16 protein-coding genes are annotated in these 19,661 nt (G+C 67.2%); 5 read left to right on the forward strand and 11 right to left on the reverse strand.

The genetic code is table 11. The features are described from left to right. Positions 1–39: 39 nt before the first annotated feature. From CWC60_RS11105 to CWC60_RS11120, 4 genes are all read right to left on the reverse strand, one after another. Positions 40–1,278 carry an ammonium transporter gene (locus tag CWC60_RS11105; protein WP_109794068.1) on the reverse strand — a complete coding sequence of 413 codons (1,239 nt, stop codon included), beginning with the start codon at positions 1,276–1,278 and terminating at the stop codon, positions 40–42. A 296-nt stretch (positions 1,279–1,574) separates the two neighbouring features. Next, positions 1,575–2,915, reverse strand: a complete 1,341-nt coding sequence (gene amt, locus CWC60_RS11110; RefSeq protein WP_109794069.1) for an ammonium transporter — start codon at positions 2,913–2,915, stop codon at positions 1,575–1,577. 20 nt (positions 2,916–2,935) lie between these two features. Continuing rightward, the gene (locus CWC60_RS11115) at positions 2,936–3,274 is read right to left on the reverse strand and encodes a P-II family nitrogen regulator (protein WP_109794070.1); all 339 of its coding nucleotides are present in this window, start codon (positions 3,272–3,274) and stop codon (positions 2,936–2,938) included. A 188-nt stretch (positions 3,275–3,462) separates the two neighbouring features. Then, positions 3,463–4,827, reverse strand: coding sequence for an amidase (locus tag CWC60_RS11120; protein ID WP_206419891.1), 1,365 nt, complete (start codon positions 4,825–4,827; stop codon positions 3,463–3,465). 146 nt (positions 4,828–4,973) lie between these two features. Between CWC60_RS11120 and argC the strand changes: the two genes are divergently transcribed. Both argC and CWC60_RS11130 read left to right on the forward strand, forming a co-directional pair. Continuing rightward, positions 4,974–6,047, forward strand: a complete 1,074-nt coding sequence (gene argC / locus CWC60_RS11125) for an N-acetyl-gamma-glutamyl-phosphate reductase (RefSeq protein ID WP_109794186.1) — start codon at positions 4,974–4,976, stop codon at positions 6,045–6,047. 14 nt (positions 6,048–6,061) lie between these two features. Continuing rightward, entirely contained in the window at positions 6,062–6,955 is an 894-nt protein-coding gene (locus tag CWC60_RS11130; protein ID WP_109794071.1) for a DUF4238 domain-containing protein, read from the forward strand. Positions 6,956–6,983: 28 nt separating this feature from the next. Here the strand turns inward: CWC60_RS11130 and CWC60_RS11135 are convergent, their stop codons facing one another. After that, the gene (locus CWC60_RS11135; protein ID WP_109794072.1) at positions 6,984–8,045 is read right to left on the reverse strand and encodes a TIGR03617 family F420-dependent LLM class oxidoreductase; all 1,062 of its coding nucleotides are present in this window, start codon (positions 8,043–8,045) and stop codon (positions 6,984–6,986) included. Between the two features lie 240 nt (positions 8,046–8,285). Between CWC60_RS11135 and cofC the strand changes: the two genes are divergently transcribed. Further along, positions 8,286–8,963: a 2-phospho-L-lactate guanylyltransferase gene (gene cofC, locus CWC60_RS11140; protein WP_109794073.1), complete on the forward strand. Its 678-nt coding sequence runs from the start codon at positions 8,286–8,288 to the stop codon at positions 8,961–8,963. After that, a complete protein-coding gene (cofH, locus tag CWC60_RS11145) occupies positions 8,960–11,383 on the forward strand; it encodes a 5-amino-6-(D-ribitylamino)uracil--L-tyrosine 4-hydroxyphenyl transferase CofH (RefSeq protein ID WP_109794074.1) in 2,424 nt (807 codons plus the stop codon). Before cofC ends, cofH begins: the two co-directional genes overlap by 4 nt. A 69-nt stretch (positions 11,384–11,452) precedes the next feature. Here the strand turns inward: cofH and CWC60_RS11150 are convergent, their stop codons facing one another. The 6 genes from CWC60_RS11150 to CWC60_RS11175 all read right to left on the reverse strand — a co-directional run bounded on the left by CWC60_RS11150 (position 11,453) and on the right by CWC60_RS11175 (position 18,226). Next, a complete protein-coding gene (locus CWC60_RS11150; RefSeq protein WP_109794075.1) occupies positions 11,453–11,998 on the reverse strand; it encodes a hypothetical protein in 546 nt (181 codons plus the stop codon). 100 nt (positions 11,999–12,098) lie between these two features. Continuing rightward, positions 12,099–13,439, reverse strand: a complete 1,341-nt coding sequence (locus tag CWC60_RS11155; protein WP_109794076.1) for an HlyD family type I secretion periplasmic adaptor subunit — start codon at positions 13,437–13,439, stop codon at positions 12,099–12,101. Between the two features lie 7 nt (positions 13,440–13,446). Continuing rightward, positions 13,447–15,888, reverse strand: coding sequence for a peptidase domain-containing ABC transporter (locus CWC60_RS11160; RefSeq protein WP_109794077.1), 2,442 nt, complete (start codon positions 15,886–15,888; stop codon positions 13,447–13,449). Further along, a complete protein-coding gene (locus CWC60_RS11165) occupies positions 15,889–16,686 on the reverse strand; it encodes a hypothetical protein (RefSeq protein WP_206419892.1) in 798 nt (265 codons plus the stop codon). Between the two features lie 36 nt (positions 16,687–16,722). Further along, a complete protein-coding gene (locus tag CWC60_RS11170; RefSeq protein WP_109794078.1) occupies positions 16,723–17,727 on the reverse strand; it encodes a nucleotidyltransferase family protein in 1,005 nt (334 codons plus the stop codon). Positions 17,728–17,875: 148 nt separating this feature from the next. After that, positions 17,876–18,226 (reverse strand): antibiotic biosynthesis monooxygenase family protein, encoded by a 351-nt coding sequence (locus CWC60_RS11175; RefSeq protein WP_109794079.1) that lies wholly within the window; start codon positions 18,224–18,226, stop codon positions 17,876–17,878. 338 nt (positions 18,227–18,564) lie between these two features. On the opposite strand from CWC60_RS11175, the gene CWC60_RS11180 reads away from it, so the two are divergent. After that, positions 18,565–19,659 carry a hypothetical protein gene (locus tag CWC60_RS11180; RefSeq protein ID WP_109794080.1) on the forward strand — a complete coding sequence of 365 codons (1,095 nt, stop codon included), beginning with the start codon at positions 18,565–18,567 and terminating at the stop codon, positions 19,657–19,659. Positions 19,660–19,661: the final 2 nt, after the last annotated feature.

Genomic DNA, 19,661 nt, shown 5'->3' on the forward strand with positions numbered 1-19,661 from the left:
CTTTGAACGCAAGGGGGAGGGGCCGGGGAGGGGGATCGGCTAACCCTGCGCGGTCAGGTCCTGCTCGGGGTTGGCGCCGACCTGATGGATGGAGAGGTCCGCGCCGCGGAACTCCTCCTCCTCGCCGAGTCGGATACCGATGGTGACCTTCAGCAGGCCGTAGACCGCGAAACCCGCCACGCAGGCGAAGGCCGCGCCGATCAGCGAACCGACGAGCTGGGACATGAAGGTCACGCCGCCCATGCCGCCCAGCGCCTCGAGGCCGAAGATGCCGCAGGCGATGCCGCCCCAGAGGCCGCAGAGGCCGTGCAGCGGCCAGACGCCGAGCACGTCGTCGATCTTCCAGCGGTTGTGGCAGAGCTGGAAGAAGACCACGAAGATGACGCCGGCCACCGCGCCCACGGCGAACGAGCCCACCGGGTGCATGACGTTGGAGCCGGCGCAGACCGCCACCAGGCCGGCCAGGGCGCCGTTGTGGACGAAGCCGGGGTCGTTGCGCCCGGCCAGCAGGGCCGCGAGGATGCCCCCGCCCATGGCCAGCAGCGAGTTCATGGCGACCAGGCCATTGATGCCTTCGACCGACTGCGCGCTCATGACGTTGAAGCCGAACCAGCCGATGCAGAGCAGCCAGGTGCCCAGCGCCAGGAACGGGATGCTCGACGGCGGGATGCCCGCGGGGCTGCCGTCGCGGCGGTAGCGGCCGCGGCGCACGCCCAGCATGACCACAGCCCCCAGCGCGATCCAGCCGCCCATGGCGTGGACCACGATGGAGCCGGCGAAATCGTTGAAGGCGGCGCCGAAGCTCTCGGTCATCCAGTCCTGGAAGCCGAAATTGCCGTTCCACACCAGGCCCTCGAAGAAGGGATAGACCACGCCCACGACGATCGCGGTGGCCATCGCCTGGGGCCAGAACTTCGCCCGCTCGGCGATGCCGCCGGAGATGATCGCCGGGATGGCGGCCGCGAAGGTCAGCAGGAAGAAGAACTTGACCAGGCCGAAGCCCGACAGCCCGAAATCATGACCTTCCACCACTTCGGCGCCGGACAGCACCGTGGCGCTGACCAGGAAGCCCGTGCCGTAGGCGACCATGTAGCCGACGAGAAAATAGGCGACCATCGACACCGCGAAGTCGACGATGATCTTCACCAGCGCGTTGACCTGGTTCTTGTGCCGGACCGTGCCGACCTCCAGGAACGCGAAACCCGCGTGCATCGCAAACACCAGGATCGCGCCCATGAGCACGAAAAATACGTCCAGTCCGGAGACCACGTTCTCCATCTTCTGATCCCTCCCGCATGGGATGGCCGGGCGGAGGGTCCGCCGCCATCTGCAACCGCCGCGGAAATACTCAATCTGCATGCCAGTTAGGCAACGCGGATTTCTGCCTATGTTTCAGGGACTTGGGCGTGGGTTCGGATTCGCGCCCGAATAAGTGATCAAGAAACAGTCAAATTGCCGCTGGAGAGGTCAGTGGCTGATCAAAAAATGGGCCCGGCGGGATTGCCGCCGGGCCGGGTAGTGACGGTCTCTGGGGAGAGAGGCGAGACCGTGGGTTGCCTGTTGTGCGGTGCCGGTCAGATCCTCTGGGAGCCGGCGCCGAACTCGGGATAGGCCTCCATGCCGAGCTCCGCCCGGTCGAGGCCCATGTCCTCGTCTTCCTCGTCGGCGCGGACGCCGATGGTCGCCTTGAGGGCGAACCAGACGATGGCGCTGGCGATCGAGACGAAGAGGCCGATGGCGATGATGCCGACGATCTGGCCGCCGAAGCTGGCGTCGGAATTGGACACCGGCACGACCAGCGTGCCCCAGATGCCGCAGACCAGGTGGGCCGGGATGGCGCCGACCACGTCGTCGATCTTCAGCTTGTCGAGCAGCGGCACCGCGAGCACCACCAGCACGCCGCCAACGCCGCCGATCAGGATCGAGCCGCCCAGCGTGGGCGCCAGCGGTTCGGCGGTGATCGAAACCAGACCGCCGATCGCGCCGTTGAGCGCCATGGTCAGGTCGACCTTCTTGAAGACCACCTGGCTGGCGAGCATCGCCGCGATGACGCCGCCGGCCGCCGCCGCATTGGTATTGGCGAAGATGTCGGCGATGGCCACTGCATCGGCCGCGGAGCCCAGGGCGAGCTGCGAGCCGCCGTTGAAGCCGAACCAGCCGAGCCACAGGATGAAGGTGCCCAGCGTGGCGAGCGGCATCGACGAACCCGGCATCGGGTTGACGCGGCCGTCGGCGCCGTACTTGCCCCTGCGCGCGCCGATGATGATCGCGCCCATCAGGGCCGCCCAGCCGCCGGTGGAGTGCACCAGCGTCGAACCGGCGAAGTCGGAGAAACCGAACTCGGCGTCCAGCCAGCCCGCGCCCCATTCCCAGGAGCCCTGGATCGGGTAGATGACGGCGGTCAGGAAGACGACGAAGATCAGGAACGGCCAGAGCTTCACGCGCTCGGCGACCGTGCCGGAGACGATCGAGGCCGCGGTGGCGACGAACACCATCTGGAAGAACCAGTCGGAGGTCGCGGCGTAGCCGGGGGCGTCCTCGGTCGGGAAGGCGTCGGCCAGGGCCGCCGTGTCATCGGGCGACCAGAACAGGCTGAAGGAACCGATGTAGCCGCCCGCGTCGATGCCGTACATCAGGTCATAGCCGATCAGGTAGTACATGATGCCGGCGATCGAATAGAGCGAGATGTTCTTGACGCAGATGGTGGCGACGTTCTTCGAGCGCACCATGCCACTTTCCAGCATGGCGAAGCCGGCGGCCATGAACATGACCAGGAAGCCGCACATCAGGAATGACAGGGTGTTGAAGACGAAGGCCGTCTCCCCCGACACCTGCGCGAAGGCGGGGGCCGCGGCCCCCAGGGCGAGCGCGGCCGCGACCGGTCCGCCCACCAGGATACGTTTCGATAGATTCATTCTGAATGGTCCCTCCGGTTTCAGAGCGCGTCGGCGTCGGTTTCGCCGGTGCGGATGCGCATCGCACTGACGACATCGATGACGAAGATCTTGCCGTCGCCGATCTGGCCGGTCTCCGCCGCCTGGCGGATGGTCTCGACCGTGCGCTCGGCCATGTCGGCCTTGACCACGATCTCGATCTTCACCTTGGGCAGGAAGCTGACCGCGTACTCGGCGCCGCGGTAGATTTCGGTATGGCCCTTCTGGCGGCCATATCCCTTGACCTCGGTGGCCGTCAGCCCGTCGATCCCGAGCTGCGTGAGCGCTTCTCGGACCTCGTCAAGCTTGAACGGCTTGATGATGGCCATGATGAGTTTCATGCGCCTTCCCCTTGCGTTGTGAACTGGGTCCCGCTGGACCCGTAATGCGCAGGGGATTACAAGCGCCGTGCCGGAATTCGATTATCGAGAAATTTCATGATGTTGACCGTAGAATTCGGCTCAGGACCGTGTCTGCCGATCAATCATATTGCCTAAAATTTATGCAAAACAGCCTTGATGCATAAAAATCAGGCAAAAGCGATTGCGCGCTCGATGCCCCGCGCGGCGCGCAGCAGACGCCCTTCCCGATTCGGGCCTGCGGTCGCCATCAGGCCCACGGGCAGGCCCTCGCTGAAGCCGCAGGGCAGGCTGATGGCGCAGAGACCCAGAAAATTGATGCGCCGGGTGTTGAAGGACGACAGCAGCGCCTGGCGGGCGTGCTCCTCCTCGCTCTCCATCACCGCGGCAATCGAGGGCGCTATGGCCGGCGTCGTCGCCTGCAGGACCGCGTCGAAGCCTGCCGTCTCCCGCATCCAGGCGCGCTGCAGTTCGCCGAAGCGGTGGCGCAGGATGATCGCGTCCGATGCGCGGGCGGAGCGGCCGGCGGCGATGCGTTCGCGGATCGGCCGGTAGAGCTTGTCGGGATTGGCGTCGATGGTGTCGCCCCAGATGGCCCAGCCCTCCAGGCTGATCGGGTTGCCATGCTGCAGCACCACCTCGTCGTGCGCCTCGAAGGAATCGAGACGGCGTTCGGTCACCTCGGCCCCGGCGGCGCGCAGGCGCTCGACCGCCGCTTCGACCGCCGCGGCGACGCCGGGCTGGATCTCGTTGTCGTCATGGCCGCGCGCCCAGAGCAGGCGCAGGCCCTGCGCCGAGGCGCCCGCCAGATCGGCGGCCGGGCGGCCCGACAGGATGGCGTGGATCGCATTGGCGTCGGCGACATCCTTCGTCAGCGGCCCCACCGTGTCGAGCGACGGCGCAAGCGGGATCGAGCCTTCCAGCGAAACCGCGCCCCAGGTGGACTTCAGGCCGACGATCCCGTTAAAGGCCGCCGGTATGCGCACCGAGCCGCCTGTGTCCGATCCGATGCCGGCCGGGGCGAGACCCGCGGCGACGGAAACGCCGGCGCCGGCGGAACTGCCGCCGGGCACGCGTGGGTCGCCTTTCGGACTGTGGGCGTTGGCCGGGGTGCCGCTCCAGGGATTCACGCCGAGACCCGAATAGGCCAGGTCGGGCAGGTTGGTCTTGCCGAGGCAGACCAGCCCCGCGGTCACCGCGCGGGCCAGCGGTTCGGCGTCGCGGTCCGGCACCCGGCCCCGGAACAGGGCGGATGCGCCTTCGGTCGGGTGGCCTGCGGTGTCGAACAGGTCCTTCCAGCCGATGGGCACCCCGTCCAGCGGCGACCGCAGCAGTCCCGCGGCGGCGCGGCGGCGCGCGGCCATGGCTTCGGCCAGCGCGCGCTCCTGCGTCAGGCTGACGAAGATGCTGTGGCCGGGATCGTATTCGGCGATGCGGTCCAGGAAGTGCTCGGTCAGCATCAGCGGGTCGATGTCGCCCCCGGCGACCCCCCGGCCAAGTTCCAGCGCCGTCATCGCGTGATAGTCGCGGCTCATGCGTGCTTCCCCCCTCGCGTTTCGGCGGCGCATCTTAGGGCAACGGCGCCACGGCGCCAGAGGCGGTCTTTGCCAAGCGCCCGCTTTTGCCGTATTCAGCGCGCCGGTGCGGTCGGATGTTCCGCCGCCCGGAAGGAGCGAGGATCATGAGCGAGAACGCGGAGAAGAAGATCAGGATCGGCATACTCGGCGCCAGCGGCTACACCGGCGGCGATCTGGTGCGCCTGCTGGTCCGACATCCCTTCGCGGAGATCGCCTTCATGACCGCCGACCGCCATGCCGGCAAGTCCATGGATACGGTCTTCCCGCACCTGTTCGGCCAGGAACTGCCGCCGCTGATTTCCGTCGACGAGATCGAGTGGGGGCTGGTCGATGTCGATGTCGTCTTCTGCTGCCTGCCCCACGGCACGACGCAGGAGATCGTCAGGCAGATCCTGACGGAGAACGAGACGATCCGCGTGATCGACCTCTCGGCGGACTTCCGGCTCGACGACACCGATGTCTACGCCGAATGGTACGGCCACGAACACTACGCGACCGACATCCAGCCGATGGCGGTCTACGGCCTGCCGGAATACTACCGCGAACGGGTGGCGAAGAGCCGCCTGGTCGCCAATCCGGGCTGCTATCCCACCGCGGCTCTGCTCGGCCTGCTGCCGCTGGTGGAGCAGGGCCTGATCGACACCACGGACGTCATCATCGACGCCAAGTCGGGTGTGACAGGCGCCGGGCGCGGGCTGAAGGAGAACCTGCTGTTCGGCGAGGTGGCCGAGGGCATCCATCCCTATTCGGTGGCCAGCCACCGCCACGCGCCGGAGATCGAGCAGGAGATCGCCAAGCACGCCCACGGCGCGGAGACGCACGTCAATTTCACACCGCATCTGATGCCGATGAACCGGGGCGAGCTCTGCACGTGCTATGTCCGGATGACCGGCGGCGCGACGGTGGCCGACCTGCGCCGGACCTTCGAGGCGCGCTTCGCGGGCGAGCCCTTCGTCTCCATCGTGCCGGAAGGGGTGACGCCTGCAACACGGCACGTGCGCGGTTCCAACTACTGCCTGGTCGGGCTCTACCAGGACCGGATCCCGAACCGCGCCATCGTGGTCGCGGTGATCGACAATCTGGTCAAGGGCTCCTCGGGCGAGGCGATCCAGAACATGAACCTGATGTTCGGCCTCTCGGAGCTGACCGGCCTGGAGCAGGCGCCGCTGTTTCCGTAAGTGGGGGTATTCTGATGGGTGAGCCGAAGCGGCATCACTATATCCCAGTATTCTACTTGAAACGTTGGTGTTCTGCCGACGGCATGCTCTGCGAATTCAGTAAACCCTATGGGCAAAGGGTAAATCCTCAGCGAAAACACCCGTCTGCGACCGGATACTCCCAAGAATTATATACAATACGAGAGTATAATTCGGAATTTGCGCAGCAGATTGAAAGTAAATTTTTTAGGAAGGTGGACAGTCTGGCTGCTGATGCACTGCTCGAGATGGAAAATAGGGGAAACGAAGCCCGGTGGAATTCTGGAATGAGATCTGCTTGGTCTAGGTTTTTGATTTCATTGTTGATGAGATGTCCCGAAGATTTAGAGCTATTTAGGGAAAGTTGGCAGCAATCATTATTTGAAAATAATGAGGAATTTGAAAAAAAATATAAAAATCATAGAAAAGTTGGAGATCCAGAAACATTTTCAGAATTTATTCATTCAAGATCCATTGGGGAGGCAGAATTTGATCTTTTTAACTCATATATACAACTAATAGATCATAAGAATCTTGGAGAAAAAATGAATGAAATGGTATGGAAGGTAATTGACTTAAAATACTCTAGCAAAACTTTATTTACTTCAGATCGCCCTGTGATTCGTACAAATGGGCTTGCTCGAGAGGGTGGTCATATTATATTACCGATTGGCCCGAGAAGGCTCTTCTTGGCGTCACCCTTGTTAAAAACAGTAGAAAAAATAGAAAGTATAAAACATTCTCTCCTCGCTAGGGAGTTGAATAGTCAAGTTGTGACGAGTGCCGTAAAATATGTCTACGATACGACTGATCGTTCTTTGCCATTTATTCAAAAATCTATGTTAACAGTACATCAAAATCGTCTGATGGAGTCTGTCTTGCGATCATGATTGGCGGCAATTCTATTGTACGCGCCCATCACGCCGCCTTCGGCAGGTCGAAGCCCCTGAACGGCGTCGCGATGCGCCGGATGTCCTGGATCAGACCGGGATCGAACATCGGCGAATCGTCGCCCATCTCCGACTGGATGGAGACCACGTCGGCCATGCCGCCGAAACGCTTCTCGATGGCCCCGGCGATGTTCGCCCAGGTGCCGCGGGCGCAGAACAGGTCGACCACGTCGTCGGGCACTTCCTTCGCCATCTCGTCCCAGCGCTGTTGCACCGACAGGCGGTGCAGCTTCTCGCCGAGGTCCAGCAGGTCGTGCTGCTCGAAGACCGGCCAGTAGGTCCGGGTGGAGCCGTAGAAGGCGACGCGGTAGCGGACCCATTCGTACATCTTCTGGGTCTTTTCCTCATCCGGACCGGTGGCGATGAAACCCCCGCCGGAGATCTCGAAGTTCCCCCGCGCGCGGCCGCCGGCGCGCTCGAAGCCGGTCCCGATCTCCTTCGAGATGACGTTCTCGTAGTATTTGCGGGTGCAGAAGCCGTGCAGGCGCGCGCCGTCGCAGACCTCGCCGGCGACGCGCAGCATGGCCGGGCCGACGGCGGCGATGGTCACCGGCGCGCCGACATGGCCCATGGGCGGCGGCGTGAAGTTGGGCGTCATCAGGGTGAAGGAATAGTGCTTGCCGATATAGGCGAGGTCCTTGCCGCCCCCGGCCCAGCACTGCCAGATGGCGCGGAGCGACTGGACGTATTCCTTCAGTCGGGGCGCCGGCGCCGACCAGGGCACGGAGAAGCGGCGCTCGTTGTGGCCCTTCACCTGGCTGCCGAGGCCGAGGATGAAACGCCCGCCGGATTCCTCCTGCAGGTCCCAGCCCATCTCGGCGACGACCATGGGGCTGCGCGGGAAGGCGATCGCGACGCCGGTCACCAGGTCCATCTTCCGGGTCACGGTCGCGGCGACCGCCAGCGGCAGGAACGGATCGCGGTTGGTCTCCGTCGTGACCACCCCGTCATAGCCCAGTTCCTCGGCCTTGCGCGCGGCCGCGGCCGCCTGGCCGAGCGACATGCGCGGCATGGTGTAATAGACCTTCATCGCGTTCCTCCCCCGTATCGGCCGGCGTCATGCGCCGGCTTCGGCCCGGATGATAGGTGGGGGGCCGGGAGGCGGCAATGATCGGCGCGCCGCGGCGCGGGGGACGCTCTCGCCATATCCGCTTCGAGGGGTCCAACATCCTGAAATGCGGTGAATTTCGGGCCCGGTTGCCTTTCGCCTTCACAAAGGGCGATAGTGCCCCACTTGGGGAGTGAGCAACGACAGAAGCGCGGAATACCGATGTGGATCATCCTGCCGATCAAGAACCTTGATCAGGCCAAGCAGCGCCTGTCCGGCGCCCTGACGCCGGCGGAACGCCGCCGCCTGTTCGAGACCATGCTGGAGGACGTCCTGTCCGAGGCCCGCAAGGTCGCCGCGGCCGATGGCGTACTGATCGTCAGCCGGGAGCCGAAGGCGCGCGAGCTGGCCGACCGCCATGGCGCGGAGCTGCTGGTGGAGCCGCAGAACGAGGGCCAGTCGACGGCCGTGCAGCGCGGCGTCCTGTGGGCCATGGCGCGGGAGAGCCGGGGCGTCATCACCCTGCCCGGCGATGCGCCGGGGCTGCGCGCCGGCGAGATCGACGAGCTGGTGCTGCTGAACGGCCATGACGCGCGTTCGGTGACGCTTTCGCCCAGCCACGACCGGCGCGGCACCAACTGCATCGTGGCGACGCCGCCCGACATCATTCCCTTCCATTTCGGCCATGACAGCTTCAAACCCCATTGCGAGGAGGCCGAGAAGGCGGGCGTGACGGCGAAGATTCGGCCGCTGCCGGGCATCGGGCTGGATATCGATACGCCCGAGGACGTGCTGAAGTTCCTCGAAATGGCGCCGCAGACCCGCACGCTCCACTTTCTGCAGGAAAGCGGCATCGCCGAACGGCTCCGGGCCGACCGCGACAAGGACCAGACCGCATGAATGGCGTGATCGAGGGGGCGCTGGCCGGCCGCCGGCCGGACGAACGGGAGGCCCGCGCGCTGCTGGATGCGGCGCCGGAGGACATGCTGGCCGCCGCCGCCGAGCTGCGCGACCGCGGCCATGGCGACACGGTGACCTATTCGCGCAAGGTCTTCATCCCGCTAACCCATCTCTGCCGCGACGTCTGCCACTACTGCACCTTCGCCGAGCCGCCCCGGAAGGGCGAGGCGGCCTTCCTGTCGCCCGAACAGGTTCTCGAGATCGCCGCCAAGGGCGCGGCGGCCGGCTGCGCCGAGGCGCTGTTCACGCTCGGCGACAAGCCCGAACTGCGTTACCGCGCCGCGCGCGAGGCGCTGGAGCGGCTGGGCTACGCGACGACGCTCGACTACCTGGCCGCGATGGCCGATCTGGTTTTCGACGAGACCGGCCTGCTGCCGCATCTCAATCCCGGCCTGATGAGCCTGGAGGAACTGAAGCGCCTGCGCGAGGTCTCGGTTTCCATGGGGATCATGCTGGAGAGCGATTCGGAGAAGCTGCTGGAGCGCGGCCAGCCGCATTTCGGCTCCCCCGACAAGATTCCGGCGCGGCGGATCGAGTGCATGGACGCCGCCGGCGAGGCCGCCGTGCCGTTCACCTCCGGCATCCTGATCGGCATTGGGGAGAGCCGCGTCGACCGCATATCCTCGCTGCTCCGCCTGCGCGAGCTGGACGACCGTCACGGCCACATCCAGGAGATCATCGTCCAGAACTTCCGCGCCAAGCCGGACACCAAGATGAAGCATGCGCCGGAGCCGGGTCTGGACGAACTGCTCTGGACCATCGCCGCGGCGCGGCTGATCTTCGGACCGGCCATGCACATTCAGGCGCCGCCCAATCTCAGCCCCGGCGTGCTGCCGCAGCTTGTCGGCGCCGGCATCGACGACTGGGGCGGGGTGAGCCCCGTCACCCCCGACTTCGTCAATCCGGAAGCGCCCTGGCCGCATCTGGAGAAGCTGGCCGAGGAGACGGAGAAGGCCGGCAAGCAACTGGTTCAGCGACTGCCGGTCTATGCCGAATACGCGCTGAAGCCGGAGCGCTGGCTGGACAAGCGCTTCGTCAAGCCGGTGCTGGACCGCATCGACGGTCAGGGACTGGTGCGCGCGGATTCCTGGTCGCCCGGCGACCACGACGCCGTGCCCGAATTGCCGGCGGTCCAGCCGTCGGACCGGCTCGCGCCGGTCCTGGACCGGGCGATGGCCGGCAAGGTCCCGTCGGAAGCGGAGATCGTGCGCCTTTTCCAGGCGCGCGGCGCGGATTTCCTGGCGGTGACCCGGGCGGCGGACGAACTGCGCCGCGACGTCAGCGGTGATAGCGTTTCCTACGTCGTCACCCGCAACATCAACTACACGAACGTCTGCTACTTCAAATGCCAGTTCTGCGCGTTCTCCAAGGGCAAGCTGTCGGAGAACCTGCGCGGGCGGCCCTATGACATCGGCCTCGACGAGATCGACCGCCGCGTCCGGGAGGCCTGGGAGCGCGGCGCGACCGAAGTCTGCATGCAGGGCGGCATCCACCCCGACTATACCGGCGAGACCTATCTGGAGATCGCCCGCGCGGTGAAGCGCGCCGCGCCGGAGATGCACGTCCACGCCTTTTCGCCGCTGGAGGTCCACCAGGGCGCCGCCACGCTCGGCGTGCCGCTGGCCGAGTTCGTCCGGTCGCTCAAGGAAGCCGGCCTCGGCACCCTGCCGGGCACGGCGGCCGAGGTGCTGGACGACGAGGTCCGCGAAGTGCTCTGCCCCGACAAGCTCCGTACCGAACAGTGGCTGGACGTGATGCGCGCCGCCCATGGCGCCGGGTTCCGCACCACGGCCACGATCATGTTCGGCCATGTGGACCGCTACCCCAACTGGGCGCGCCACCTGCTGGCGCTGAGGGATCTGCAGGCGGAGACCGGCGGCTTCACCGAGTTCGTGCCGCTGCCCTTCGTGCACATGGAAGCGCCGATCTACCTCAAGGGCCGGGCCCGGCGGGGGCCGACCTTCCGCGAGGCGGTGCTGATGCACGCGATTCCGCGGCTCGTCTTCCACGGCCTGATCGGCAACATCCAGACGAGCTGGGTCAAGATGGGGCCGGAAGGCGTGAAGACCTGTCTCAACGCCGGCGCCAACGATCTGGGCGGCACGCTGATGAACGAGACCATCACCCGCGCCGCCGGCGCCACCTATGGCGAGGAAATGCCGCCCGAGGCGATGGAGACGCTGATCCGCGCCGCCGGCCGCACGCCCAGGCAGCGCACGACGACATATGCGGACGCGCCCGAGGCGCAGGTCCGGCGCTCCTTCGGCGCCCGGCCGCTGGCCGATGTGGTCAACACGCCCGCCGCCCGCTACGAGCGCGGCCGCCGCCCCCAGAAGCTGATCCGGCCTGGCCTGGCCTAGGCGCCCGGCGCTGCCGACCCCGGACCCTATGGCCCGGGATCGCCAGAGGGTTCGATCGACGCGGTTGCGTTATCCGGCGGGCCGCATCTGTCCGGTATGCCGGTTTATCTCGAGGCGGCGCACCAGCGAGTCGTCCCGGGTGACGATCTCCGCGGTGATGGTGTCCTCGTCGGTCTCCTCGACCGTGCCCAGCTTCAGGTTGGGATTCCCCTGCCATTCGATGTGATGCCCCAGGATATGGCGCACTTCATCCACCGTCAGGTCCTGACGAAGCGCCGCCATGCCGGCGGCGCCCATCATGCCGGAACCCATCATGCCCGAGCCCTGACCACCCATCATGCCATGACCGCCCATCATGCCTTGGCCCTGCATCATGCCGCGGCCCTGCATCATGCCGTGGCCCTGCATCATGCCCTGGCCGCCCATCGGACAGGGGCCCTGCATCATGCCGGGGTTCATGCCCTGACTCATCATGCCGGGGTTCATGCCCTGACCCATCATGCCGGGACCACCGCGTCCGGGCCAGTCGCCCCTCTCATGGGCGCTGGCCGCTGCGGATACGGTAAACGCGACCGCCGCGGCGATCGCCGTCACGAACGTCGATTTCGTCGTCATTGTGCTGCTCCCTTGCCGGTTCGCACTCCAGCAGATGAAAGCACGCGTAGCGACTTCAAGACTTGACTCAAGTCAACCGCCGGTCGCGGTGCCGCCGGCGTCACCGCTCCCGGAAGGCCTCGTCGGCGGTGCCGATCACCCGGTCGGTGAGGAAGGAAAGGACGGAGCGGCTGCCGGTCTTCATCTCCGCGTCCACCTCCATGCCGGGGCGGACCTCGTTGACGCCCGGGGCCGCGCCCAGATGCGTCCTGTCGGTGCGGATCTCGACGTTGAAGAAGACCTGTCCGGTGTCCTGGTCCCGGTTGGCGTCCCGGGCGACGCGCTCGACCGTGCCTTCCAGCGTGCCGTACTTGATGAAGTCGTAGGCGCGGACCTTCACCACCGCCGGCTGTCCCGGTTCAATGGCGCCGATGTCGCGGTTCGCCACGCGGGCCTCGATGACCAGGTTGTCCGCCTCCGGGACGATGGAGGCGAGGGGCTCGTTCGGCCGCACCGCCTGGCCGGGATTGTTGACCGCCAGGTTCTGGACGTAGCCGTCGACGGGGCTGCGGATGACCGTGCGGTCCAGGCGCGTCTCGGCCTGGTCGAGCGCCGCGGCGGTGCGGTCGCGCGCGCCGCGGGCCTCGGCCAGGTCGGCAAGCACGTTGCCGCGCCCGGTCTCGTCGATCTCGCGCCGGCGGGATCGCGCCGCTGACAGCGCCGACTGCGCCGATTCCAGCGACTCCCGGGTCTCCTGCAGGTCGCCGAGCGTCTCGTTCAGCTGCCGCTGGATGGACTGGAAGCGCAGGAACGGGAAATGGCCCTTGTCGGTGAGCTTCTGCAAGGAGGCGACCTGATCCTCCAGCACCCGCGCGCTTTCGGTCAGGGTGCCGATGCGCACGCGCAGCGTGTTGATCTCCGACTGGCGCTGCTCGATCTCCCGGTCGGCGCTTTCGCGCTGGGACTGCAGCGCATCGCGCCGGGCCTCGAACAGCCGCGAGTGGGTGGCCACCAGGTCCGGCCGCTCGGCCATCACCTCGTCGCTGAAGCTTATGGCGGCGTCGCCGCCGGCCTCGGCCTCCAGCCGCGCGAGTTCGGCTTCGAGGGTCAGCAGGTCGCCCCGCAGACGGCGCTCCTCGGCGCGGAGCAGGCTTTCGTCCAGGATCATCAGGGCCTGGCCTTCGACCACCAGATCGCCATCGCGGACCAGGATCTCGGCGACGGCCCCGCCCTCAGGGTGGTTGACCACCTTCACGCGGCCGCCGGGCCGCACCTCGCCGGGCGCGACGACGGCCTGATCGACCTGCGCCAGCGTCGCCCAGAGGATGATCGCCACGAAGAAGCCCGCGACGACCATGACCAGCACCGTGGCGAGCGGCGAGTGCCGGCTTTCGCTGATCGCCTGCGCTTCGGGCAGGAATTCGGTGTACTGGGGCCCTTTGGACCGGTCTTGACTGGACATGGCGCGCTCAGGCGTCCCCGGACTGGCCGGCGGCGGGCTGGCCGCCCTGGCCGCCCTGGCCGGGCATGGCGGCGTCGCGCATGCGCGAGCGGGCGAAGGCGATGACCTCCTGCGGCGGGCCGATGCGCTCGACCCGTCCCTCCAGCACCAGCGCCACCTTGTCGGCGATGGCCATAGGCGCCATGCGGTGGGAAATCAGGATGATGGTGCGGCCGCGCCGGGCGCGGTTGACGGCGCGGATCAGCCGCTCCTCGGAGCCCGGATCGAGTGCGCTGGTGGCCTCGTCGAAGATCAGGATCTTCGGATTGCGGATCAGCGCGCGCGCCACGGCGAGAAGCTGGCGCTGACCGGACGACAGGCCGCCGCCGCGCTCGCTCAGCACCGTGTCGTAGCCCTTGGGCAGGCGCTGGATGAACTCGTGCGCGCCGACGAACTTGGCGACCGATTCGACGCGCGCGGGATCCTTGTCGTCGATGCCCATGGCGATGTTCTCGCGCACCGTGCCTGCAAAAAGCTGGACGTCCTGGGGCACGACGCCGATCTGGCGGCGCAGCGTGGCCGGCGACAGGTGCGAGATGTCGGTGTCGTCGATCAGAACCCGGCCGTGATCGGGCTGGTAGAGGCCCTGGATCAGCTTGGACAGCGTCGTCTTGCCCTGGCCCGAGGGGCCGATGATGCCGAAGACCTGGCCGGCGCCGATCTCCAGCGTGACATTGTCGAGCACGAAGGGCAGGTCGTCGGCATAGCGGTAGGAGACGTTCTCGAAGGCGATCTTGCCCTCGAAGGGGGAACCGGGGCTGAGTTCGCCGGGCTCGGCCTCCGGCTCCTCCGACATGATGTCGTCGATGCGTTCGAAGGCCGAGCGGACCTCCTGCACCTGGTGCCAGGCGCCGACGACCTGGCGCATGGGTGCCACCGCCCGCGTCGCCAGGATGTTGGTGGCGATCAGCGCGCCGATCGACATGTCGCCCGACATGATCAGCAGGGCGCCGATGACGATGACGACCAGGCTGAGGATCTGCTGCAGGTTCTGGCCGATGGCGGATAGCACGCCGGCGAGGCTGTTGGAGCGGTAGCCGGTCCAGGCCGAGAGGCCGAGACGGTGATCCCAGCGCCGCTCGATCTCCGATTCCAGACCCAGCGACTTCACGGTCAGCGCGTTGGCCATGGTCTCGTGCAGGGCCGACGCCTTGGCCGCCTGGCCGAGGAAGTTCTGCTCGGTCAGTTTCTTCTGGCGGCCGTGGGTGGCCACCGACAGCGCGACGAAGATCGGGATCGCCACCGCGACGACCAGCGCGATCAGGGGCTCGATCAGCAGCAGCGCCGCGAGGAAGACCACGACGAACAGAAGGTCGACGATCACCAGCGGCATCTGGCCGGTGAAGAAGCTGCGGATGGTGTCGAGCTGGCGCATCCGCTCCGAGATGACGCCGGAGGCGGTGTTCTCGAAATGCTTGTAGGGCAGGCGCAGCAGGTGATGGACCAGTTCGCCGCCGATCAGGCTCTCCACCCGCGCGCCGGTGTGGCTGGAGACATAGACCCGCACGATCCGCAGGATCAGATCGAAGAGGTAGATCACCACCATGCCGATGGTCAGCGAGAACAGGGTCGACTGCGCCCCGCCGCCGGAACCGACGACCTTGTTGAACACGGTCATGATGAACAGCGGCGCGGCCAGCGCGAACAGGTTGATCAGCAAGGACGCGACGCCGAGTTCCAGCAGCACGCCGCGCATCTTGCGCACGACATGGCCGCGCCAGTCGCGCTGGCGCTTGACGCCGGTCTGGGGCGCCTTGACGACCAGCGCCCGACGGCCAAGGGCGGCGACGCCGCCGGCGTCCAGGACCTCCGTCTGTTCGCGCACCGGATCGTAGACGAGGTAGCCCGACCCCTCGCGCCGCACCACGGAGCGGGAGGCCGAAGGATCCTTCGCGTCCAGGATCACGAAGGGCGCCTGCAGGCGCCGCAGCGCGCCGGCGTCGAAGGCCTGTTCGGTGACCGGGAATCCAAGCCGCTCGGCGGCGAGGCGGAAGCCGTCCAGCGTCATGGGGCTGCCCGCGCCGGGCGCGGCGGCCTGGATGTCGGCCGCGCCGATCGGCCGGCCCAGATCCCGGGTGATGCGGATCAGCAGCCGGCGCAGAGCGTCGATACGCGGCCGGCCGGTCGCTGCCGCCGGCGGCGGCGGCGTATCGGCGGCGTCTCCGGCGGGCGGGTTCTCAGAGGCCGGCGCGGCCTGCGCACGGCGCTGTGGCTCGGGCCGCCGCCAGGCTTCCTCCGACAGGTCGGCGACCGGGCGCGCGCCCGGCTTGCTGGCGACGACATGCAGATGCGCGCCGGCGGTGCGCCGGCGGTGCTCGGCCGCTTCCTCCGGCGTGGCCGGCCGCTTCGTCGGCGTGATGCGGCCGATCCTCGACCAGCCGTCGCCGGTGCTGTCGCCATCCTCGGCCATTCAGCCCTTCGCCATCTTCTTCTGCACCAGCTTCGCCGGCCGCCGCTGCTCTGCTACCTGAAACAGCGAGAAGGTCCGGTTGACGTAATTGGTGACGCTGTTGATGCCGGTCATGTAGCGCGTCAGCGTCTCCGTCTTCTCGGCTTCGACCATGCGGATCGGCCGGCGCGGGTCGTCGGTCTCGAAGCGCAGGTAGAACCACGGCTCGCCCCGGCGCAGCACCAGATCCTTCGACGGCTCCCACCATTCGAAGGCCCACATCATCGGCCGCGGCCAGATGTGGATCGGCAGCCGTCCGCCGATCATCGTGCCGGGCAGGGGGGCGGGGCGGTAGTGGCTGAAGGCCGGCATCTGGTTCATCCAGCAGATGTCGTCGGCGACGAAGATGTAGGGCGTGATGAACTGGATGATCGGGCGGTTGGGATGACGCCATTCCTTGCGCGCCATCACCGCCACCATCTGGCGCAGGTGCTTGGAACGGATGGAGCTCTTGTCGCCGGCGAGGTTGACGAGCTGCGGCTGGCCGTTGTCGTCCATCTTGAAGCGGAGCTGGACGTCGATCGGGCACGGCACCTCGTAGAGACGGGATTCGTAGTCCAGCACCGCCGGGCACATGGCCGCCGACTTGGCGTGCTGGGCGGGCGGGTCGTTGCGGCGGAACTGGCGCGGCGCTTCCCAGATGAAGCCGGCCTTGTCGGTGTCGAGGATGTAGCCGACCTCCAGGACACGGCGTTCCGGGGCGACACGCTGTCCTTCGCCGGTTTCCTCGCCGCCCTTCAGATACGCGAACATGTCCATGGCCTTGCCGATTCCTGCGCCGGGGTGAACCCGATCCTAAGGCAATCTCCGTGCCATCGCACCCCCGGTTTCGCCATCGGGACGGCCGCGCCTGGGGCGCAGCAGGCCGGTCAGGCGGCGCCAGTTGCGGCGGGCCAGAACCGGCCAGGATGCGGCCAGCGCCGCCTCCCGCCGCAGCCGCTCCAGCGCCGAAGGTTCGGGCCGGTCCACGAAGACGGCGCGGTGGTCCGCGATCACCCGCGCCAGCGTCGGACCCCGGACCCGTTCGGGTTCGAAGCCGGCGCGGCCGGCGGGCGCGATATCGCCGCCCAGCGCGCCCAGCAGCGCCAGGTAGGCGGTGACGGGACGGCGCATGCCGCCTGCGTCGACCCGGTGGTGCATCCCGGTCCAGTCGAGGTCGCCGGCCCGGCGCAGCATCAGCAGGCCGTCGATCACCGACTTGATGGCATCCGCGGTGAACAGGTCTCCGGCCGCGTGGGCCGCGGCGATCAGGAAGCGGTGTTCCGGGGCCGGAACACGCAGACCGGCGGCCCCGGTGCCGCAGCTCTGCGCCATGATGTCGTCGACGGGGAGAACCCTCTCGAACGGATGCGCAGCGGCCTGGATATGGAGATCGATATTCGCGCCGTCCTCGCCGATCAGCGGCTGGAAGCTGGCCTCGCTGACGAATCCCCACGGGCTGCGGGTCGGCGTTTCGGCGAAGGCGAAGCCCCGGCCGGTCAGCAATTCCAGGGCGGCGCCCAGGTCCGAGGGACGGATAAGGAGGTCCGCGTCCGACACCGCCCGCTCGTCCGGCGAGGGATAGAGACAATGCGCCGAGGCAAGGCCTTTCAGGGCGACATTCGGGATGTCCGCTTCCGCCAGCGCCGCCGCCCATTTCTCCCCCTGAAGACGGCGGAAACGATTGAGCAGGCGCGCTTGCCGCACCTCGCCGGCGGGCAGCATGTCTTCGGCGCCGGGGATCACGGCCGCCGCCGTCGCGGCCGAGATCAGCGCCGCCAGGGCCGTCAGGCGCGCCGCATCGTCCGGCCCGGGCTGCACGGGCAGGCCCGCGACCGCGCCCCAGAGGGGATCGGGGGATTCGCCTTTCGGCAGACCGTCTGTATCGTTTCGGGACAGCGCGATAAGAATTGTTTCCTGTTCTGCATCCCTGCACCGCGGGAAACCATCCGCCTGGCCCCCCGACAGGTCAACGGTCTTCGTGGCGTTGGCGGCTGTCGCCCGGGGCCTCGGACCGGTCGTTCATGCCATAGTCGCGCAGGACCTGCGCCACGCGCAGCCGGTAGCCGGCGAAGACGCCGCCGCGTCCCTTCGCCTGCGCCCGGCGGTGAGCCTCCAGGTTGCGCCAGCGTATCACCGCTTCCTCGTCGCGGAAGAAGGAGAGCGAGAGGATCCGGCCGGGATCGTTCAGGCTCTGGAACCGCTCCACCGAGATGAAGCCGTCGATCTTCTCCAGTTCGGGCCGGATCGCCGCGGCGATGTCGAGATACGCCTCGCGCTGGCCCTCTGCCGGTTCGACCTCGAAGATCACCGCGATCATCGGGCCACTCCCGATCCGTGGGGCGCGGACCCGAGCTTCGGGAACGTCCGGTGCTGACGCAGCAGAATGCGATGGCGCATGGAAGAGGCGGTCATGGATGGTGCTCCCCGTTATTTTTCTCACCGCGCCGTTTCGGCGATCCGGCGATGGCTGTGCTCGGCCCGGATCGCCGTCGGACCTGTGCGAATTCGGCACGTGGACCCGTCCGGGCGGTGCGGAATGTGACAGCCACCCGGCCACATGGGGTTCTCGGGCAGGCGATTATACATTATTTGGTAGGGACGTGGACTTATGGGCAGTGTTCGAGGCGCGCCCGTTTCTTGCATGCAGGAACTCCCATGAAACGCATCTCCCAGATACTGAGCGTCGGCGCGGCTCTCGCCCTCGCCGCTCCCGCCGTCCAGGCCCAGGTGGCCGCGGAACCGACGCGGGCCGATGCGCTGGCCGGCGCGCTCGCCGGCAGCGAGGAAGGCGTCCGGGCGATGGAGCGTTATCTGGATTCGGCGGGCGCGGCACAGGTTTCCGCCGACCGCGCCGCCGGCCTGATCCGGGAACTGCGCCGTTCGGGGCTGGCCGACGACCCCCAGGTCCTGCAGCAGGCGGCGGACCGCATTTCCAGCGCCGCCAGCCGTTCCTTCGTCTCGGCGCGCATCTACAAGACCCGGGTCACCTCGACCTTCCGCATGGACGAGAAGCGCATCGGCTTCGATTTCGGTCCGCCCGACGCGGAAACCAGGGACGGTTTCCAGAAGGTCGACACCAGGAGCGAGATGGTGAAAGGGCCGAACCCGTCGGCCATGCGCCGGCCTGAGGGTGAATCGCTGCTGCGCGACGGTATCCGCAATCTGCGTCAGGTGAAGCTGCCGGTCGCCAACGGCAAGTACCGCGTCATGATCGCCACCGACGACATCGGTGTGCCGGAAGCGACCGCCAACCCCTATGGGTCGGCCATGAAGGTGAATGGCGAACGCGTCCGCGTGGCCGCGCAGACGCCGAAGAACTGGGTCAACGAAACCTATCTCGCCGAGCCTCAGAGCTATCTGGCCGAGGACGGCGCCGCCGCCGCGGACGAGGTCGCGAAGCGCGGCAACGCCCAGGGGCCGACCACCGGCGGCATGGTGGTCATCGAGACGGAGGTCGAGAACGGCGAACTTCAGCTCGTCTTCGACCTGATCGAAGGCCAGGAAACCTATCTGACCGGCGTGATCCTGGAGCCGGCGGGCGAGGAGAGCGTCTTCGCGCCCTCGGCCGAGGCCCGCCAGGTGCTGTTCACCCGGCCTGAGGACATCCTTGTCGCCACCGAACGCGTCGAGACCGCGCGTCAGGAACTGGTTTCCGAGATCGTGGCCGAGGCGGGGCCGGAGCAGGTCGCGCGGCTGCTCGACCTGCCCGAGCCGGTGTTCGAACCGGTCAACGACGTCAGCCCGAACTGAAG

The sequence above is a fragment of the Minwuia thermotolerans genome (assembly GCF_002924445.1).
GTDB classification, from domain to species: domain Bacteria; phylum Pseudomonadota; class Alphaproteobacteria; order Minwuiales; family Minwuiaceae; genus Minwuia; species Minwuia thermotolerans.

Bases quoted from the DNA above. Each gene is read 5' to 3' on its own strand.
- argC (WP_109794186.1), top strand. From the start codon at position 4,974: ATGAGCGAGAACGCGGAGAAGAAGATCAGGATCGGCATACTCGGCGCC.
- CWC60_RS11150 (WP_109794075.1), bottom strand. From the start codon at position 11,998: ATGACGACGAAATCGACGTTCGTGACGGCGATCGCCGCGGCGGTCGCG.
- CWC60_RS11105 (WP_109794068.1), bottom strand. From the start codon at position 1,278: ATGGAGAACGTGGTCTCCGGACTGGACGTATTTTTCGTGCTCATGGGC.
- CWC60_RS11135 (WP_109794072.1), bottom strand. From the start codon at position 8,045: ATGAAGGTCTATTACACCATGCCGCGCATGTCGCTCGGCCAGGCGGCC.
- cofH (WP_109794074.1), top strand. From the start codon at position 8,960: ATGAATGGCGTGATCGAGGGGGCGCTGGCCGGCCGCCGGCCGGACGAA.
- CWC60_RS11155 (WP_109794076.1), bottom strand. From the start codon at position 13,439: ATGTCCAGTCAAGACCGGTCCAAAGGGCCCCAGTACACCGAATTCCTG.
- CWC60_RS11165 (WP_206419892.1), bottom strand. From the start codon at position 16,686: ATGGACATGTTCGCGTATCTGAAGGGCGGCGAGGAAACCGGCGAAGGA.
- CWC60_RS11130 (WP_109794071.1), top strand. From the start codon at position 6,062: ATGGGTGAGCCGAAGCGGCATCACTATATCCCAGTATTCTACTTGAAA.
- CWC60_RS11120 (WP_206419891.1), bottom strand. From the start codon at position 4,827: ATGAGCCGCGACTATCACGCGATGACGGCGCTGGAACTTGGCCGGGGG.
- CWC60_RS11175 (WP_109794079.1), bottom strand. From the start codon at position 18,226: ATGATCGCGGTGATCTTCGAGGTCGAACCGGCAGAGGGCCAGCGCGAG.
- CWC60_RS11115 (WP_109794070.1), bottom strand. From the start codon at position 3,274: ATGAAACTCATCATGGCCATCATCAAGCCGTTCAAGCTTGACGAGGTC.
- CWC60_RS11180 (WP_109794080.1), top strand. From the start codon at position 18,565: ATGAAACGCATCTCCCAGATACTGAGCGTCGGCGCGGCTCTCGCCCTC.
- amt (WP_109794069.1), bottom strand. From the start codon at position 2,915: ATGAATCTATCGAAACGTATCCTGGTGGGCGGACCGGTCGCGGCCGCG.
- CWC60_RS11160 (WP_109794077.1), bottom strand. From the start codon at position 15,888: ATGGCCGAGGATGGCGACAGCACCGGCGACGGCTGGTCGAGGATCGGC.
- cofC (WP_109794073.1), top strand. From the start codon at position 8,286: ATGTGGATCATCCTGCCGATCAAGAACCTTGATCAGGCCAAGCAGCGC.